The sequence below is a fragment of the Nonomuraea salmonea genome (assembly GCF_042428605.1).
Lineage (GTDB): Bacteria > Actinomycetota > Actinomycetes > Streptosporangiales > Streptosporangiaceae > Nonomuraea > Nonomuraea salmonea.
Genome location: NZ_JBHMCF010000011.1, coordinates 968,475 through 983,571 on the forward strand (window position 1 = coordinate 968,475; position 15,097 = coordinate 983,571).

At 73.3% G+C, this 15,097-nt stretch carries 12 protein-coding genes; all 12 read right to left on the bottom strand.

All coding sequences use genetic code 11. From position 1 onward, the window contains the following. Positions 1-31: 31 nt before the first annotated feature. Positions 32-841 (bottom strand): oxygenase MpaB family protein, encoded by an 810-nt coding sequence (locus ACFFR3_RS14835; protein ID WP_345401255.1) that lies wholly within the window; start codon positions 839-841, stop codon positions 32-34. Between the two features lie 216 nt (positions 842-1,057). Then, positions 1,058-1,720, bottom strand: a complete 663-nt coding sequence (rpe, locus tag ACFFR3_RS14840) for a ribulose-phosphate 3-epimerase (RefSeq protein WP_364365959.1) — start codon at positions 1,718-1,720, stop codon at positions 1,058-1,060. Positions 1,721-1,732: 12 nt separating this feature from the next. Beyond that, positions 1,733-2,758, bottom strand: a complete 1,026-nt coding sequence (locus ACFFR3_RS14845; RefSeq protein ID WP_379483285.1) for a phosphatase PAP2 family protein — start codon at positions 2,756-2,758, stop codon at positions 1,733-1,735. Between the two features lie 255 nt (positions 2,759-3,013). Beyond that, positions 3,014-4,507: an RsmB/NOP family class I SAM-dependent RNA methyltransferase gene (locus ACFFR3_RS14850; protein WP_379483286.1), complete on the bottom strand. Its 1,494-nt coding sequence runs from the start codon at positions 4,505-4,507 to the stop codon at positions 3,014-3,016. A gap of 186 nt (positions 4,508-4,693) precedes the next feature. Further along, the gene (fmt, locus tag ACFFR3_RS14855; RefSeq protein ID WP_379483287.1) at positions 4,694-5,620 is read right to left on the bottom strand and encodes a methionyl-tRNA formyltransferase; all 927 of its coding nucleotides are present in this window, start codon (positions 5,618-5,620) and stop codon (positions 4,694-4,696) included. Between the two features lie 4 nt (positions 5,621-5,624). Beyond that, positions 5,625-6,173 carry a peptide deformylase gene (gene def / locus ACFFR3_RS14860; RefSeq protein WP_345401243.1) on the bottom strand — a complete coding sequence of 183 codons (549 nt, stop codon included), beginning with the start codon at positions 6,171-6,173 and terminating at the stop codon, positions 5,625-5,627. A 55-nt stretch (positions 6,174-6,228) separates the two neighbouring features. Next, entirely contained in the window at positions 6,229-7,572 is a 1,344-nt protein-coding gene (locus ACFFR3_RS14865) for a hypothetical protein (RefSeq protein ID WP_379483288.1), read from the bottom strand. 37 nt (positions 7,573-7,609) lie between these two features. Then, on the bottom strand, positions 7,610-9,079 hold the full coding sequence (locus tag ACFFR3_RS14870; RefSeq protein ID WP_379483289.1) for a hypothetical protein: 1,470 nt from the start codon (positions 9,077-9,079) through the stop codon (positions 7,610-7,612). 49 nt (positions 9,080-9,128) lie between these two features. After that, on the bottom strand, positions 9,129-11,288 hold the full coding sequence (locus ACFFR3_RS14875; protein WP_379483290.1) for a primosomal protein N': 2,160 nt from the start codon (positions 11,286-11,288) through the stop codon (positions 9,129-9,131). A gap of 238 nt (positions 11,289-11,526) precedes the next feature. Then, positions 11,527-12,714 (bottom strand): methionine adenosyltransferase, encoded by a 1,188-nt coding sequence (metK, locus tag ACFFR3_RS14880; RefSeq protein WP_345401234.1) that lies wholly within the window; start codon positions 12,712-12,714, stop codon positions 11,527-11,529. Between the two features lie 128 nt (positions 12,715-12,842). Next, on the bottom strand, positions 12,843-13,205 hold the full coding sequence (locus tag ACFFR3_RS14885) for a hypothetical protein (RefSeq protein ID WP_364365931.1): 363 nt from the start codon (positions 13,203-13,205) through the stop codon (positions 12,843-12,845). 377 nt (positions 13,206-13,582) lie between these two features. Continuing rightward, a complete protein-coding gene (gene coaBC, locus ACFFR3_RS14890) occupies positions 13,583-15,091 on the bottom strand; it encodes a bifunctional phosphopantothenoylcysteine decarboxylase/phosphopantothenate--cysteine ligase CoaBC (protein ID WP_379483291.1) in 1,509 nt (502 codons plus the stop codon). Positions 15,092-15,097 lie beyond the last annotated feature (6 nt).

Here is a 15,097-nt window from a genome sequence, read left to right on the forward strand (position 1 = left end):
ACCGCCCCTCATCTTTTGAGCAAGCGCTCGTTCAGGCGGCCATCATGCGGCGGGCCCTGCGCGCCGCCGGGCTGTGCAGGACGTGCCCCGGGACCAGGCCGATCCCGGTGTGCAGGGTACGCAGCGTCGCCGTCGCCCACAGGTCGCCGACCGGCGTGGCGGGCAGCCCGTACAGGCGCCTGGCCCAGCGCGGCAGGGTGGCGAACGACAGCAGGGTCAGCGCGGGCAGCGCCGGCTTGAGCGGCGTGAGCAGCAGCGGGAGCGGGGCGTTCAGCGACATGCGCAGCGGATGGGACGCCTCGGGCACGAACCGCAGCCGCGGGCGCTCGGCCTCGATGTAGTCGCGCAGCTCCGCCACCGACCCCGGCACCTCGTCCCCGGCCAGCCCCACCACCTCGGCGGCGCGCCGCCACTCCGCCACGAACGCGTCCGCGTCCTCGTCCGACAGCCGCACCCCCGCCCTGCGGGCCACCGACAGGTACGAGTCGACCTCGCCCACGTGCACCCAGCGCAGCGCGTCGGGCTCGTCGAGGCGGTAGGTCTCGCCGGTGTCCGGGTCGTGGGCGGTCAGGCTGGCGTGGATCTTCCGCACCCGGCGACCGGCCCGCTCGACCTCCGCGTGCGTCCCGTACGTACGCACGCGGACGAACTCGGTCGTCCTGACGAACCGGGACCAGGCCTCGTTCGGGTCCATGAGCGCGGAGTTCTGCAGCACCCCGCGCATCGCCCTGGGATGCAGCCCCTGCATGAGCAGCGCCCGGATCCCGCCCACGAGCAGGATCGGCTCCCCCATCACCCGCCACGTCACCGAGCGGGGCCCGAAGATCCCATAGTCGCTCATAAGTGAAGAATTACCCAGGTGACAGACATTTCATGTCACTTCACGATGAACGACCACAGGCCCGACCCCACCGCACGGCCGAGGCGGGGTCGCCGCGGATGGCGGCGGGAATCGCCCCCGCGGTCTCCGGGGCTGCGCCCCCTCAGGAGCCCTTGCGGTCAGCGAGGTCGGCCGCGCTCCTCGAAGACCGCACGACCGGCGCAAGAAGAAGCGGGTTCAGGAGGTGGCGCGGTCGGCGGCGGCGCGGAGCTCGTCGATGGCGGCCACCGGGTCGGAGGCACCGTAGACGGCGCTGCCCGCCACGAACACGTCGGCGCCCGCCTCGGCGCACCGGCCGATGGTGTCGGCGTCGACACCGCCGTCGACCTGCAGCCAGACCCGGCCGCCGTACCGGGTGACCAGCTCACGGGCCCGCCGCACCTTCGGCAGCACCACGTCGAGGAACTTCTGCCCGCCGAACCCCGGCTCGACGGTCATCAGCAGCAGCATGTCGATCTCGGCGAGCAGGTCTTCGTACGGCTCGACGGGCGTCGCCGGGTTGAGCGCCAGCCCCGCGCGGGCCCCCAGGGACCGGATCTCCCTGAAGGTCCGGATGGGCGCCTTGGCCGCCTCGGCGTGGATGGTCACGCTGCCCGCCCCCGCCTCGGCGTACTGCGGCGCCCAGCGGTCGGGATCGGCGATCATGAGGTGACAGTCGAGCGGTGTGTCGGTCGCCTTGCGCAGCGCCTCGACCACGGGCAGCCCAAGGGTCAGGTTGGGCACGAAGTGGTAGTCCATCACGTCGACGTGCAGCCAGTCGGCGTTGGGGACGGCGGCGGCCTCATCGGCGAGCCTGGCGAAGTCTGCGGCGAGGATGCTGGGCGAGATCTGTACGGCCATGATGCCCCAAGTCTAGTGACCCCGCCCGTGCCCACCGCCCCCGCCGCTCCGGGCCCCCGCGCTCACGGCGGGCTCGGCGGTGGCCGCCGGCTCCATCAGCCCCAGCCGGATGAACAGCACCGGCGCCCCGAGCTGCACCCACAGCGCCAGCACGGCGAACGCCACGAAGGTGGAGGCCCCGCTCTCGGGCAGCACTTCGCGTTCGGCGTACCAGATGGCGACCGCCACCACCGTGCCCAGCACCCACCGTGCGGCCCGCAGTCCGAGCGGCCCGCCCGCATCGAACCACCCGATCCGGTACATCACCGACGTGCCCGCCAGCGTCCCCAGCAGCACCCCTGACATCACGACGACGGTGTCCAGGCTCTCGGGATCGACCATCCCGGCCGCGCTCCAGCCCGCGGGCACGGCCCAGTCCCCGTACGGCGCACTGGCCAGCGCCGCCACCCCCAGCAGCACCCCCGACGCCGCCACGGAGGCGCACAGCTGCACGCACAGTGCCTGCCGCCGCCACCAGAGCGTCGCCGGCCGCTCCACCCGCAGCACGACCACCAGCACCACGACCCCGAGCGCCACCCCCACCACGACGTCGGAGATGAAGTGGACCCCCAGATAGACCCGGCTCAAGCACACGAGCGCCATGGTCACCACCGCCACCCACCACGCCCACGGCCGCCCGACCGCCACCGCCAGCCGCCCCATCCCCGCGGTGCCGACCTGAGCATGCCCAGAAGGCAACCCGAAGCTCTCCTCAACGGAGAACGCCCGGATTCCGGGGTCGATCCAGTAAGGCCGCGGCTGATGCAACGCCAGCTTCCCGATGGCGTTGGTCCCCGCAGCCACCATCACCGTGAACCCGAGCCGCAACGCCAGCGCCGGATTGACACACCAGTACAGAACCGGCAGGACGAGCAGGAAGAACGTGTTGGTGCCGAACACCGACACCAGCTCCATCACCGGCCTGACGACATCCGGCCAGCCCTGAAGCCAGGCGATCGGCCCGAGCTCCGCCCTATGAAGATCGTCCAGAAAGTCCACGCCGCCGATCGGACCACACCTCCACCCCCCACCGCCACACAACTCCCCCACACCCCCCGAATCCGCCCGCCCCACCCCCTGCCCCGCCCTCACCCAGCAACACGTGGCAGACGTTCAAACGCGGACGAACGCGCAGGTCCGAGCGACCGTCCAGGCCCAGCGGCCGCCCAAGGCCAGGCGAACCCACACACCCGAGCGGACCACACGCCCGAGCGTGCGTTCAGTCCGAGCAGCCGCGCCGGCCCAGGCGGGCGTTCAGGACGGCCGGGGCTTTCTGCGGAGCAGGGCCAGGAACATGGCGTCGGTGCCGTGTCTGTGGGGCCAGAACTGGGCGTGCGGGCCGTCGCCGAGGCCCTCGACCTCGGGCAGGTAGTCGCGGGCGTCGAGTTGCTCGACGTCGTCGCGGCGCGCCAGCAGGTCGCCGACCACGACGCGGGTCTCGGCGAGGTGCGGCGAGCACGTCACGTACGCCACCACACCACCGGGACGCACGGCGTCGAGCGCGGTGCCGAGCAGGCGCCGCTGGAGCTTGCCCAGCTCGGCGACGCCGGCGGCGTCGCGCCGCCACCGTGCCTCGGGACGCCGCCGCAACGCCCCGAGCCCCGTGCACGGCGCGTCGAGCATCACCCTGTCGAACGCGCCGGGCCGCCACGCGGGTTCGGTGCCGTCGGCGGTGATCACCGAGGCGTCCTTGGTGGTCTCCCAGACCAGCCGCGCCCGGTGCTGCTGTACGTCGGCGGCCAGCACCCGAGCCCCACCGGGAAAGGCCGCCCCTCCCCGTGACGAGGTGAGCGGCTCTCCGGACGAGGACGCGCCCGGTGCGCGCGCTTCCTCGGCGAGGCCGGCCAGGTCGCCGTGGACGGCGATGGCGTCGAGCAGGCCCGCCTTGCCGCCCGGGCCGGCGCACATGTCGAGCCACAGCTCGTCCCCGTCGCCCTCGACGGGCACCCGGGTCAGGGCCAGGGCGACGAGCTGGCTGGCTTCGTCCTGGACGGCGGCGCGCGTCTCGGCGACCGCGTCGATGCCGCCGGGGTCGCCTTCGCGCAGGTAGGCCGCATACGGCGAGTAGCGGCCCGGCAGGGCGCCCACGTCTTCGAGCTCCTCGGCCGACGAACGCCCCGGCCTGGCGACCAGGGTCACCAGCGGGCGAGCGTTGTCGGCGTCGAGCAGGTCGGGCATCTCGTCGGGTGCGCCGAGGGCGTCGCGGAAGGCGGAGACGATCCACCGGGGGTGGCCGTAGGCGATGGCGAGATGGCCCACCGGGTCGTCGGCCGGGTCGGGCGCGACGATGGGCAGCCATTCGTCGAGCGTCCTGGAGCCGATCTTGCGCAGCACCGCGTTGACGAACTTGGCCGCACCGGCGCCGATGCGCAGACGTACGAGGTCGACGGTGGTGCCGACGGCGGCGTGCGGCGGCACGCGCATGCGCAGGAGCTGGTGGGCGCCGATGCGCAGGGCGTCGCGTACGTCGGGATCGGGCGCCCGGTCGCTGCACATCTCGATGATCGCGTCGTAGGTGCCGAGCCCGCGCAGCGTGCCGTAGGCCAGCTCGGTGGCGAGTGCGGCGTCGCGCCCCTTGATGCCCCGGTCGCGCAGCAGGCGTGGCAGCAGCAGGTTGGCGTACGCGTCGCGCTCGTCCACCGCGCGTACGACGTCGTAGGCGGCGTTACGGGCGGGATCACGCGTCGGCCGGCGTGGCCCGCGCGCCCGGTTACCGCCGCCGGACCCCTGATGCCCCCTGGCCTTCATGCCCACGAACCCTCACTCACGCCCGGCACAGCACCCCGTAGAAACCCTGTCGACAACCCCGTCGGAAACAACGCGTCCGGCCACCGCCCGCACCCCAGCGACGGCGCCCCACACGGACGGCCGAAGGGCCGCGAGACCCGCCGGCCCAGGCCGAAGGGCCGTGGGAAGCGCCGGTCCAGGCCGCTGTCACTGAAAGGTCTCCTTGCCCTCGAGGCGCACCCCGCGGGCCCACTCCCCCGCCCCCATCAGCCGCTTGCCCTGCGGCTGCACCTCGCTCAGCTCGACCGCGCCGGTGGCGGTGCCGACGAGCACGCGCGCCTTGGTGGCGGCCAGCTCACCGGGGGCGAGTTTCTCGCCGGGCGCCGGGCGCACGGGGCCGAGCTTGATCCGCTGGCCGCGGAACTCGGTCCACGCGCCCGGGTTGGGCGTGCAGGCGCGGATCAGCCGGTCGACGTGCATGGCGGGCTTGGCCCAGTCGACGCGGGCGTCGGTCACGGTGATCTTGGGGGCGACGGTCACGCCGTCGGCGGGCTGGGGGCGCGGCTCGAGCGTACCGTCCTCGATGCCGTCGAGGGTGGCGGCGAGCAGCCCCGCCCCGGAGACCGACAGCCGCTCCAGCAGCGCGCCGCTGGTGTCGGTGGTGCGGATCTCCTCGGTGACGACGCCGTAGACGGGCCCGGCGTCGAGCTCCTTGACGATCTGGAACGTGCTGGCCCCGCCGATCTCGTCGCCGTGCAGGATCGCGTGCTGGACGGGCGCCGCGCCGCGCCAGGCGGGCAGGATCGAGAAGTGCAGGTTGACCCAGCCGTGCTTCGGCACGTCGAGGGCGCTCTGCGGCAGCAGCGCGCCGTAGGCGACGACGGGACAGCAGTCGGGCTCGTACGAGCGCAACTGGTCGAGGAAGGCGGGGTCGCCGGCCTTCTGCGGGCGCAGCACCTCGATGCCGGCCTCCTCCGCGAGCTCGGCGACCGGGGAGGGGTGGACCTTGCGCCCCCGGCCGGACTGCGCGTCGGGACGGGTGACGACCGCGACGACGTCGTGCCGTGGCGAGTCGATCAGGGTGCGCAGGGACGGCAGTGCCGTCTCGGGTGTGCCCGCGAAGACCAGACGCATGCTGTCAGAGTGCCTTTCCGCCGGTGGCGTGGGGCGAGAACCTGACCACCGGTGCGGCCAGCCCGCTCCACTCGGCCTCGCGCACGGCCTTCATCGCGAGCTTGCGCTGCTTGGGGTCCATGCGGTCGATGAACAGGATGCCGTCGAGATGGTCGGTCTCGTGCTGGAAGCAGCGCGCCATCATGTCGGTGCCCTCGAGCGTGACGGGCTCGCCGTGCATGTCGAAGCCCTTGGCCACGGCGCGCACCGCGCGCGGGGTGGGGAACGACAGGCCGGGGAAGGACAGGCAGCCCTCCTCGCCCTCTTCGTCGAGGTCGGACGACAGGTCGAGGTCGGGGTTGATGAGGTGGCCGAGCTGCTCGTCCACGTAGTAGGTGAACACCCGCAGGCCCACGCCGATCTGAGGGGCGGCGAGACCGGCGCCCGGGGCGTCCATCATCGTGTCGGTCAGGTCTTTGACCAGCTTGCGCAGCTCCTTGTCGAAGTCGACGACCGGGGCCGCCGGGGTGCGCAGCACCGGATCTCCGAACAGCCGGATGGGCTGGATCGCCAAGGGGGTCACTCCGTTCTCATGCGTGGATCAGCCCAGTTTAGTGCAGGTGCGGGCGTCACCGGGGGCCGTGCGTCCTGGCGTGCTCCAGCGTCCTGGCCTTCAGCGCGGCCTTGCGCGCCGCCTTGACCACGGCGGGGTCGTCGTGGGCGGCGGCGAGCATGTCGAGCACGGCGACGGTGTCGGGGTGGCCGACAGCGGGCATCTCGCCGATCAGCTTGATGAGGTCTTCGCCGGGCTCCGGCGGGTCGAGGCGGCCGGCGGCGGGGCTGGACAGGTGCATGAGGGCCGCCAGGGAGTCGACGGCGATCCAGGTGTGGTCCTCAGAGCTGAGCGCGGGCGCGGGCAGGTCGCGGATGTGCAGCCAGGAGGCGGCGTAGCGGCGCGTGAGCGGGTGGTCGAGCGCCTGCCTGACAGGCGCCTCCGCCTCGGGCCCCAGCTCCTCCATGATGGCCCCGACGGCGCCGCGCTGCCCTGCGGTGCCGGACGCGGCGATCTCGATGAGGTCGCGGGCCGCGGACTCGGGCGAGCGGCGCTCCAGCCACCCGGCCACCGCGCTCTGGGTGGCGCTGCCCTTGACCAGCGCCTCGACGAGCTCGGCGGCCGACAGGTCGGCGAACACCTCGACCTCGGCGGTGGTCGGCGCGTCGTGGCCCTCGCGCAGCAGGTCACGGCGGATGGCCCACACCCCGAGCGGGGTCAGCGCGGTGCGCCCCGCGGGCGTCTGCTCGACCAGCCCGCAGTACGCCAGCAGCGAAAGCGCCTCCAGCAGCTCGGCCGGCAGCGCGGCGGCGATCTTGCGCATCTCGGCGGGGCCGGGCGCGCAGGCGACCTCGTGCGACTGCAGGATGCCGCGAGCCAGGTTGGCGGTGGCGACGCCCGAGCGTACGGAGTAGATCGTGGCGAGCATCTCGGCCAGATGGCCGTCGACCACGGCGGAACCGGTCAGGCCGTCGTCGGCGCGGTCGAGGACGTCCATGACCACGCCGTCCCAGAACTCCAGCGTGGCCTCGACCGTCAGCTGCATCGACAGCGGGCCGCGGGTGGCCTGGCCGCCGAGGATCTGCAGCAGGCCGGTGTTGACGGCGACGACCCAGATGAGGCGCAGGCGCGTGAGCGGGACGCCGAGGTGGGCGGCGGCCGCGGCGGCGTCGGCCGCGCTCAGGTGGCCGTCGGCGCCGACCTTGCGGGTGTCCGTCCAGGTGGTCAGCCGGATGGCGTCGGCCACCAGCGGCACCGTGGGCACCGCCGCGGCCAGCTCGGCGTCCGGCGCCGGCAGGACCGGCGGGAACGTCAGGGCCTCGCGCTCCTCCGGGGTCTCCTCAGGGGGCCGTGGAGGCACGGCGGCCTGCTCATCGATCAGCTTGCGCAGCTCGGCGAGGTCGAAGACGTTGTTTGCCACCCACGAAACTTACTGCACACCGGTCACATGAGCGTACTCAACGGATGGCTCGGGACCGGGCCTTGAACGCGGCCTTGCGCGCCGCCTTGGCGACCGTGCCGTCGGGGATGGAGCGTCCGAGCAGCTCCAGCACTTCGACCACGTCGGGGTGGTCGACCCGCCACATCTCCTCGATCAGATGGGCGGGCGGGCCCGAGGCGGCCATGTTCTCGGCGAAGATCTCCGGATCGGCCTCGGCGGCCGGCATGGCGAGGGCCAGCATGTCGACGCTGACCCACAGCAGCTCGTCCTGCGTGAGGGGCGGCGCGGAGAGCTTACGGGCCGCCAGCCAGTGGATGGCGTGCGGGCGCAGCTCCTGGTGCTCCAGGTAGCCGCGGACGGCGGGCTCGGCCTCGGGGCCGAGCCGGTCGACGATGGTGATGGCGATGCCGCGCGCCACGGCGGGCGCGCCCGACGCGGCGGCCAGCAGCTCGCCGGCGGCCTCGACCGGCACCCGCCCCGCCAGCCAGCGGTCGATGTCGGCCTCGGCCAGCTCGGTGGGCACGCCTTCGAGCAGCCCTTCGATGAGCCCGAGTGCGTCGGCCTCGGCCAGGTCGGGAGCCTCGGGCGCCTCGACGCCGACCGAAAGGTAGTGCTCGCGCAGCACCCAGACGGCCACCGGGGTCAGCTCGGCGGTGTCGCCGGTGACGCGCAGCAGGCCCGTCCACTCCAGCCGGTCGAGCACGGCGGGCAGGTCGATCGCGCGGTCGCCGGCGATCTCGTCGAGGTAGTCGCCGATCACCGTGACGGGCACCCGGGTCTGCAGCCGGTAGAGCATGTCGAACAGGTCGTAGAGGCCCTCGTCGAGCTCGGGAGAGCCGGTGACGGCGCCGCCTGTGTCGTGGTCGAGCAGGTCGGCGACGCGCCGGGCCCACGCGGCCAGCGGGTCGCCGTCGCCGGTCAGCGGCTGCTCGGCCAGCATGGGGACGGCGGGCAGCGCGGCCCGCAGCTCCTCGGGCTCGGCGAGGCGGACGGCGGGCAGCGGCGTGCAGGCCGGGCAGTCGCAGGGCGCCTCGCCGAGGTCGGGCAGCTCGCCGGACGGGATGGCGATCGACTGTTCGAGCGACTCTGGGCCGATGGAGCTGAACAGGCTCTTGGCCATGCCGAAGTTCGCCGGATCGGCGAGCGCCTCCGGCATGCGGGGCTCGATGTCGTCGAGCCTGGAACGCATGGCCGCCGCCGTCTCGGCGCTCACCTGACCGGCCTCGCTGAGGTAGTCGACGAGCGTGCGGGCGGCGGCGACGGTCTCGGGCGCGCTCTCGGGCGGAGCGATGACCTTGCGGGGATAGATGGACAGCAGCAGCTCGTCGAAGGTCTCGGGAGTGAAGTCGCGAAGTTCGTTGACGTTGAGGTAGTCGCTGGCGTAGTCGCAGAGCAGGCGGACCTCGTCCGCGTCCACTTCGACGTCCCGCGTGCGCCCCCAAGCACGCAGGTCGTCGATGGCCTGGTTCACCCATTCGATCGACACATGGGCACGCTAACGGCTGGCCAACGGATGAGCGAATCGGGGAAACGGGCTAAATCAGGTCGAGGGGGTCGACACTCACCCTGACGACATCCGGCGTCTTGCGCGCCGCGCGTACGCCACTGGCGCCCTTGAGCGCGGCCGACAGCGCCGCGCCGCCCGCCCTGGGCACCCTGATCATGGCGCGTTCCTGCCCGTCGTCATCGACCGGTACGGGGCCGAGCACCTGGGCGTCGGAGGGCAGGCGGGCCTCGTCGATCATCTGCCTGACCGCGCTGGCCGGGCCGGTGAGCGTGGCCATCCGTACCGCCGGCGGGAACCCCAGCTCGGCCCGGTCGGCCAGCTCGCGCTCGGCGTGGGTGACCGGGTCCCAGCGCAGCAGCGCCTGCACGGCCGGCAGCGCCGCGTCGCCCAGCACCACCAGCTCGGCCCCGGGACGCAGCAGCGCGGCGGCGTTCATCCAGCGGCGCACGGTCTCCTCCCCCGCCCGCAGGTCGGCCCGCCCGAGCAGGGCCCAGCCGTCCAGCAGCACCGCGGCCGTGTAGCCCCCCTCCGCCACCGGCTCCGCCCCGGGGGTGGCGACGACCAGGGCGCGGGCGGCGGGCACCGTGGCCAGCACCCCGTCCCTGCCCGACGTGCGCACCTGCACGGAGGGGAACGCCCTGCCCAGCTCCTCCGCGGTCCGCCTGGCGCCGGTGACCACCGCGCGCAGCCTGGGGCTGCCGCAGGACGGGCAGCGCCAGTCGGCGTCGACCCGGCCGCACCACCGGCAGTAGGGCGCCGCGTGCCCGCCGCGCAGCGCGAGCGGCCCGTGGCAGCGCGGCCCCCCGGCCGCCTCACCCGCCTGCCGAGCGGTCTCCTGCAAGGTGGTGCCGAGCTGCGGCGCGGCCTGCTGCGCCGGGAACGTGCCCTGCCCGTGCGGCGGGACGTCCTGGGTGCTCCTGGTAGGCGGCAGGACGCAGCGGGCCGGGGCACGGCAGTGGCGGCAGGCCAGCGCGGGCAGGTAGCCGCGCCTCGGCACCTGCACCAGCACGGGGCCGCCGTCCAGGCCGTGGCGCAGGGCCCGCCAGGCGATGCTGGGCAGCCGGGCCTGCCGGGCGGCCTGGTCCTTGGCCAGCTCGGCGTCCTCGCCCGCCGGGCGTACGCGCGGGGCGAGGCTCCTGATCGTCGTACGGGCCGCCACGATCGGCCTGGCCCAGCCGCTCGCGACGAGCTGGGTGGCCTCGGCGGTACGCGCGTAGCCGCCGATCAGCAGGCCCGCGTTCGCCCGGTGGGCGCGCAGCCCGAGCACCTCGCGGGCGTGCGGGTAGGGGGCGAGCCGCTCGGCGTGCAGGTCGTCGCCGTCGTCCCAGATCGCCACCAGGCCCAGCTCGGCGACCGGCGCGAACATGGCCGCCCTGGTGCCCACCACCGCGCGTACCTCGCCCCTGAGCAGCCGCAGCCACCTGCGGTAGCGCTCGGCGGGGCCGAGGTCCGCGGTGAGCGCCACGTGAGCGCCGGGGCCGAGCAGGCGCAGGAACGCGGCGTCGGCCAGCGCGACGTCCTTGCCGTCGGGGACCACGACGACCGCTCCCCTGCCGCCGTCGAGGGTGGCCCGCACGGCTTCGGCGATCGGCTCCGCCCAGCCGGTGGCGCCGGGCAGCGCCGACCACACGGCCCGCGGTGCGCGGCCGTCACGCAGGGCGGCGAGGAAGGAGGGGCCTGCCGGGTACGCGTCCCAGGCGCTCGGGGAGGGCGCCTGCGGGCGCTCCTGCGGCGGGACGGGCTTGGGCTCCTCGCCTTCGGCCCTGGCGTGCCGGGGCGGGACGGCCAGGCGCAGCACGTCGGTCAGGGTGCCCGCGTACCGGTCGGCCACGGCTCTGGCCAGGCCGGCGATCTCGGGGGTGAGGACGCGCTCGGGCGACACGACGCGTTCGAGGGGGGTGAGCCGGCCCTCGTGGTCGCTCTTGGGGACACGCTCAAGGAGGAAGCCGTCGATGAGCTTGCCCGCGAACCGCACCCGCACGCGCACGCCGGGCTCCGCGGTCTCGTGCAGCTTGGCCGGGACGAGGTAGTCGAAGGGCCGGTCGAGGTGCGGCAGCGGGCTGTCGACGACCACCCTGGCCACGGGATTCTCGGGGGCGGGGAGCACCGCTCCCCTGGTGTCCTTCTCGGACGCCGGGGGCCGCACGGCTTCGAGCGGCAGGAGGGCGTCGTCGGAGGAGTCGGTCACGAACAACGTCTACCAGACCCCCGGCCATGACCACCCCACCGGAACGCCGGCCCGTCGCGGCACACCGGAGACGCACGCGGGGACTTCGCCACGACGACGTGTGCCCGGCCGTGCGCGGACCGCCTCGCTGTTCGGCGGCACGGAAAACACCGAGCGGTGCCGCCCGACGTGAGAGAGGCGGGCGGCACCGATCGGCTCGCAGCGAACGGCCGGCGGCGTGGCGCCGGCCGGTGACGGGTCAGAGACCGGCGGCGGTCCTCAGGGCCTCGGCGCGGTCGGTGGACTCCCAGGAGAAGCCCTCGCGGCCGAAGTGCCCGTAGGCGGCGGTCTCGGAGTAGATCGGGCGCAGCAGGTCGAGGTCGCGAATGATCGCGGCAGGACGCAGGTCGAAGACCTGCAGCACGGCCTCCTGGATCTTCTCCACCGCCAGCTTCTCGGTGCCGAAGCACTCGACGAACAGGCCGACCGGCTGAGCCTTGCCGATCGCGTACGCCACCTGCACCTCGCACCGGTCGGCCAGCCCGGCGGCCACGACGTTCTTGGCCACCCACCGCATGGCGTAGGCGGCGGAACGGTCGACCTTGGACGGGTCCTTGCCGGAGAACGCACCGCCACCGTGGCGGGCCATGCCGCCGTAGGTGTCGATGATGATCTTCCGGCCCGTGAGCCCGGCGTCGCCCATCGGGCCGCCGATCTCGAAGCGGCCGGTCGGGTTGACCAGCAGGCGGTAGCCCTCGGTGTCGAGCTCGAGGTCGGCGAGCACGGGGTCGACCACGTGCTCCTTGATGTCGGGGGTCAGCATCTCCTTGAGGTCGATCTCCGCCGCGTGCTGCGTGGAGACGACCACGGTGTCGAGACGGACCGGCGTGTCGCCGTCGTACTCGATCGTGACCTGCGTCTTGCCGTCGGGGCGCAGGTAGGGCACCGTGCCCGACTTGCGCACCTCGGACAGGCGCTGGGCCAGCCGGTGGGCCAGCGTGATCGGCAGCGGCATCAGCTCGGGCGTCTCGCGGCAGGCGAAGCCGAACATGAGGCCCTGGTCACCGGCGCCCTGGCGGTCGAGCTCGTCGCCGTCACCGACCACCCGGTGCTCGTAGGCGTCGTCGACGCCCTGGGCGATGTCGGGCGACTGCGCGCCGATGGACACCGACACGCCGCACGAGGCGCCGTCGAAGCCCTTGTGGGAGGCGTCGTAGCCGATCTCCAGGATCTTCTCCCGGATGACGCCGGGGATGTCGACGTAGGTCTCAGTCGTGACCTCGCCTGCGACGTGGACCTGGCCGGTAGTGATCATCGTCTCGACCGCGACCCGGCTCTTGGGGTCGTCTTTGAGCATGGCGTCGAGAATCGCGTCACTGATCTGGTCGGCGATCTTGTCCGGGTGGCCCTCGGTGACCGACTCGGAGGTGAACAGGCGACGTGACAACTCAGTGGCTCCTCATGCAGCGGCTGCTGACGGATTTGAGGCCCGGGACCAATGGGCATGGCCGGGCCTCGCCGAAGTCTAGCCCTACCTGGTGCCCTGCGGCGAAACCGTCCATGATCTGTCTCCCATCACAGTTCGGGTAAAGGGTCGGGCGGCAGCGTCTCCGGCGCGAAGATCTCCGCGTCCGCAGCCGCGATCACCGCCGCGTACTCCTCATCAAACTCGAACACCATCGAGCCGAGCTCGAGAGCGTTGCCCGGCAGGATGGGGCCGAGCCTCGTGTGCCGCGGAAACTCCGCGAACACCGACACGGGACGGTCGGTCCTCAGCGTCCTCGTCGCCAGCACGGAGATGGCCGCACGCGTGACCACGATCAGAAAGTTCCCCGTCCCCGCCGGCCCCGAGGAGAAGGCGGGGAAGAGGTAATGAATCTCCCCTTGGTCACCCAGCAGCGTCCTACAACGATCTCTAACAGCGGAACCCACCGGCATTCCATCCCCCTTTGCCCCAAGTATCCGCAGGCGTGCGGGGGTGTTGCAACAGGTGATCGAGTAGTGGGATCTGCACACTTTGTACGCCCTATAACCCTCGCATCCCATTACCCCAGCGGTCTCCACCGCCCCTCGATCCTCACCAGACCCAGGAGGCCGAGGGCGGGTGGCGGCCCGGTCAGGTCAGGTCAGGTCAGGTCAGGTCTGCGAGAGCGTGCCACGCCCACATCCAGCCCAGCGGCCGCAGGCGGTGCAGCACAGGCAAGAGGGCGATCACCGGCCCCGGAAGGGCGAGGGCCGGTGGGTTCAGGAGGGGCCGGGTCGACCGCCGACCCGTAGGGCGGGAGAGGCCAGGGGCGACCGCCGGCCCGCACGGGTCAGGAGAGGCGGGTGGCGACCAGGTCCCAGACGGTGTCGGCGAGGTCTTCCTTGGGGCCGAACGGCACTTCGACCGGCTCTCCGCCGGCCACCAGCACCGTGGCCGCGTTGTCGGCCGTGCCGAAGGCCAGCCCCTCGCCGACCTGGTTGACGACCAGCAGATCGCAGCCCTTGCGGGCCAGTTTGGCCTGCCCGTTGGCGAGCACGTCGTGGGTCTCGGCGGCGAATCCGACGATCACCTGGGGCCCGGCACGGTGACCGGCCGCTTTTTCCTGCCCCGCGCCGATCCCGGGCGTGTCGCCCCTGACCAGCTCAGCCAGCTCGGAGGGCGCGCCATCCGAGGGCCGCACCGCTTCACGCACCGCACCCCCACCGGACGCCTCGGACGCGACAGACGAGCCGCACTCAGCAGGCGTCCCGGACGCGGCAGACGAGCCACCCTCGGCAGGCGTCCCGGACGCGGCAGACGAGCCACCCCCAGCGGGCGTCCCGGACGCGGCAGACGAGCCGCCCCCAGCAGGCGTCCCGGTCGCGGCGGGCGTCCCGGTCGCGGTGGGCGGGCCTGATCTGCTCTGGCGGCGGCGGTCGCCCAGCTCCGCGAGGATGTCGGGGTTCTTGACGAGGTGGATGGCCTCGGGTTCGCCGTCCGTTTTCTTGATCTTGGTGTCGTGGCGCGCGGCGGGCCGGAAGTCGGCGACCGCGGCGGCCATCACGACCACGTCGGCGTCGGCGGACGCGGAAAGCACCGCGTCGCGCAGCTCGGCCGCCGACTCCACGCGTACGACGGCGGCCCCTGCGGGGTCGGGCAGCGAGACGTTGGCCGCCACGAGCGTCACCTCGGCCCCCCGAGCGACGGCGGTGCGGGCCAGCGCGTAGCCCTGCAGCCCCGACGAGCGGTTGCCGATGTAGCGGACCGGGTCGATGGCCTCGCGGGTGCCGCCGGCGGAGACGACGACCTTGCGCCCTGCGAGGTCGCGCGGCCGCCCCCTGGCGACCCGCAGGCAGACCTGGAAGATTTCGTCGGGATCGGGCAGCCGTCCGGGACCGGTGTCGGCACCGGTGAGCCGCCCGGAGGCAGGGTCGATCACGACGGCGCCCCGTGAGCGCAAGGTGGCGACGTTGGCGCGGGTGGCGGGGTGCTGCCACATCTCGGTGTGCATCGCGGGCGCGAACACGACCGGGCAGGTGGCCGTCAGCAGCGTGTTGGTGAGGAGGTCGCCGGCCAGCCCGTGGGCGGCCTTGGCGAGCACGTCGGCGGTGGCGGGCGCGACCACGACGAGGTCGGCGCCCTTGCCGATGCGTACGTGGGGCACCTCGTGGACGTCGTCCCACACCTCGGCAGAGACCGGGTTGCCCGACAGGGCGGCCCAGGTGGGCGCGCCCACGAACTTCAGCGCCTCGCGGGTCGGCACGACCCGCACCTCGTGCCCCGACTCGGTGAACAGGCGCAGCAGCTCACACGCCTTGTAAGCGGCGATGCCGCCGCTGACGCCCAGGACGACCTTCATCGAAGG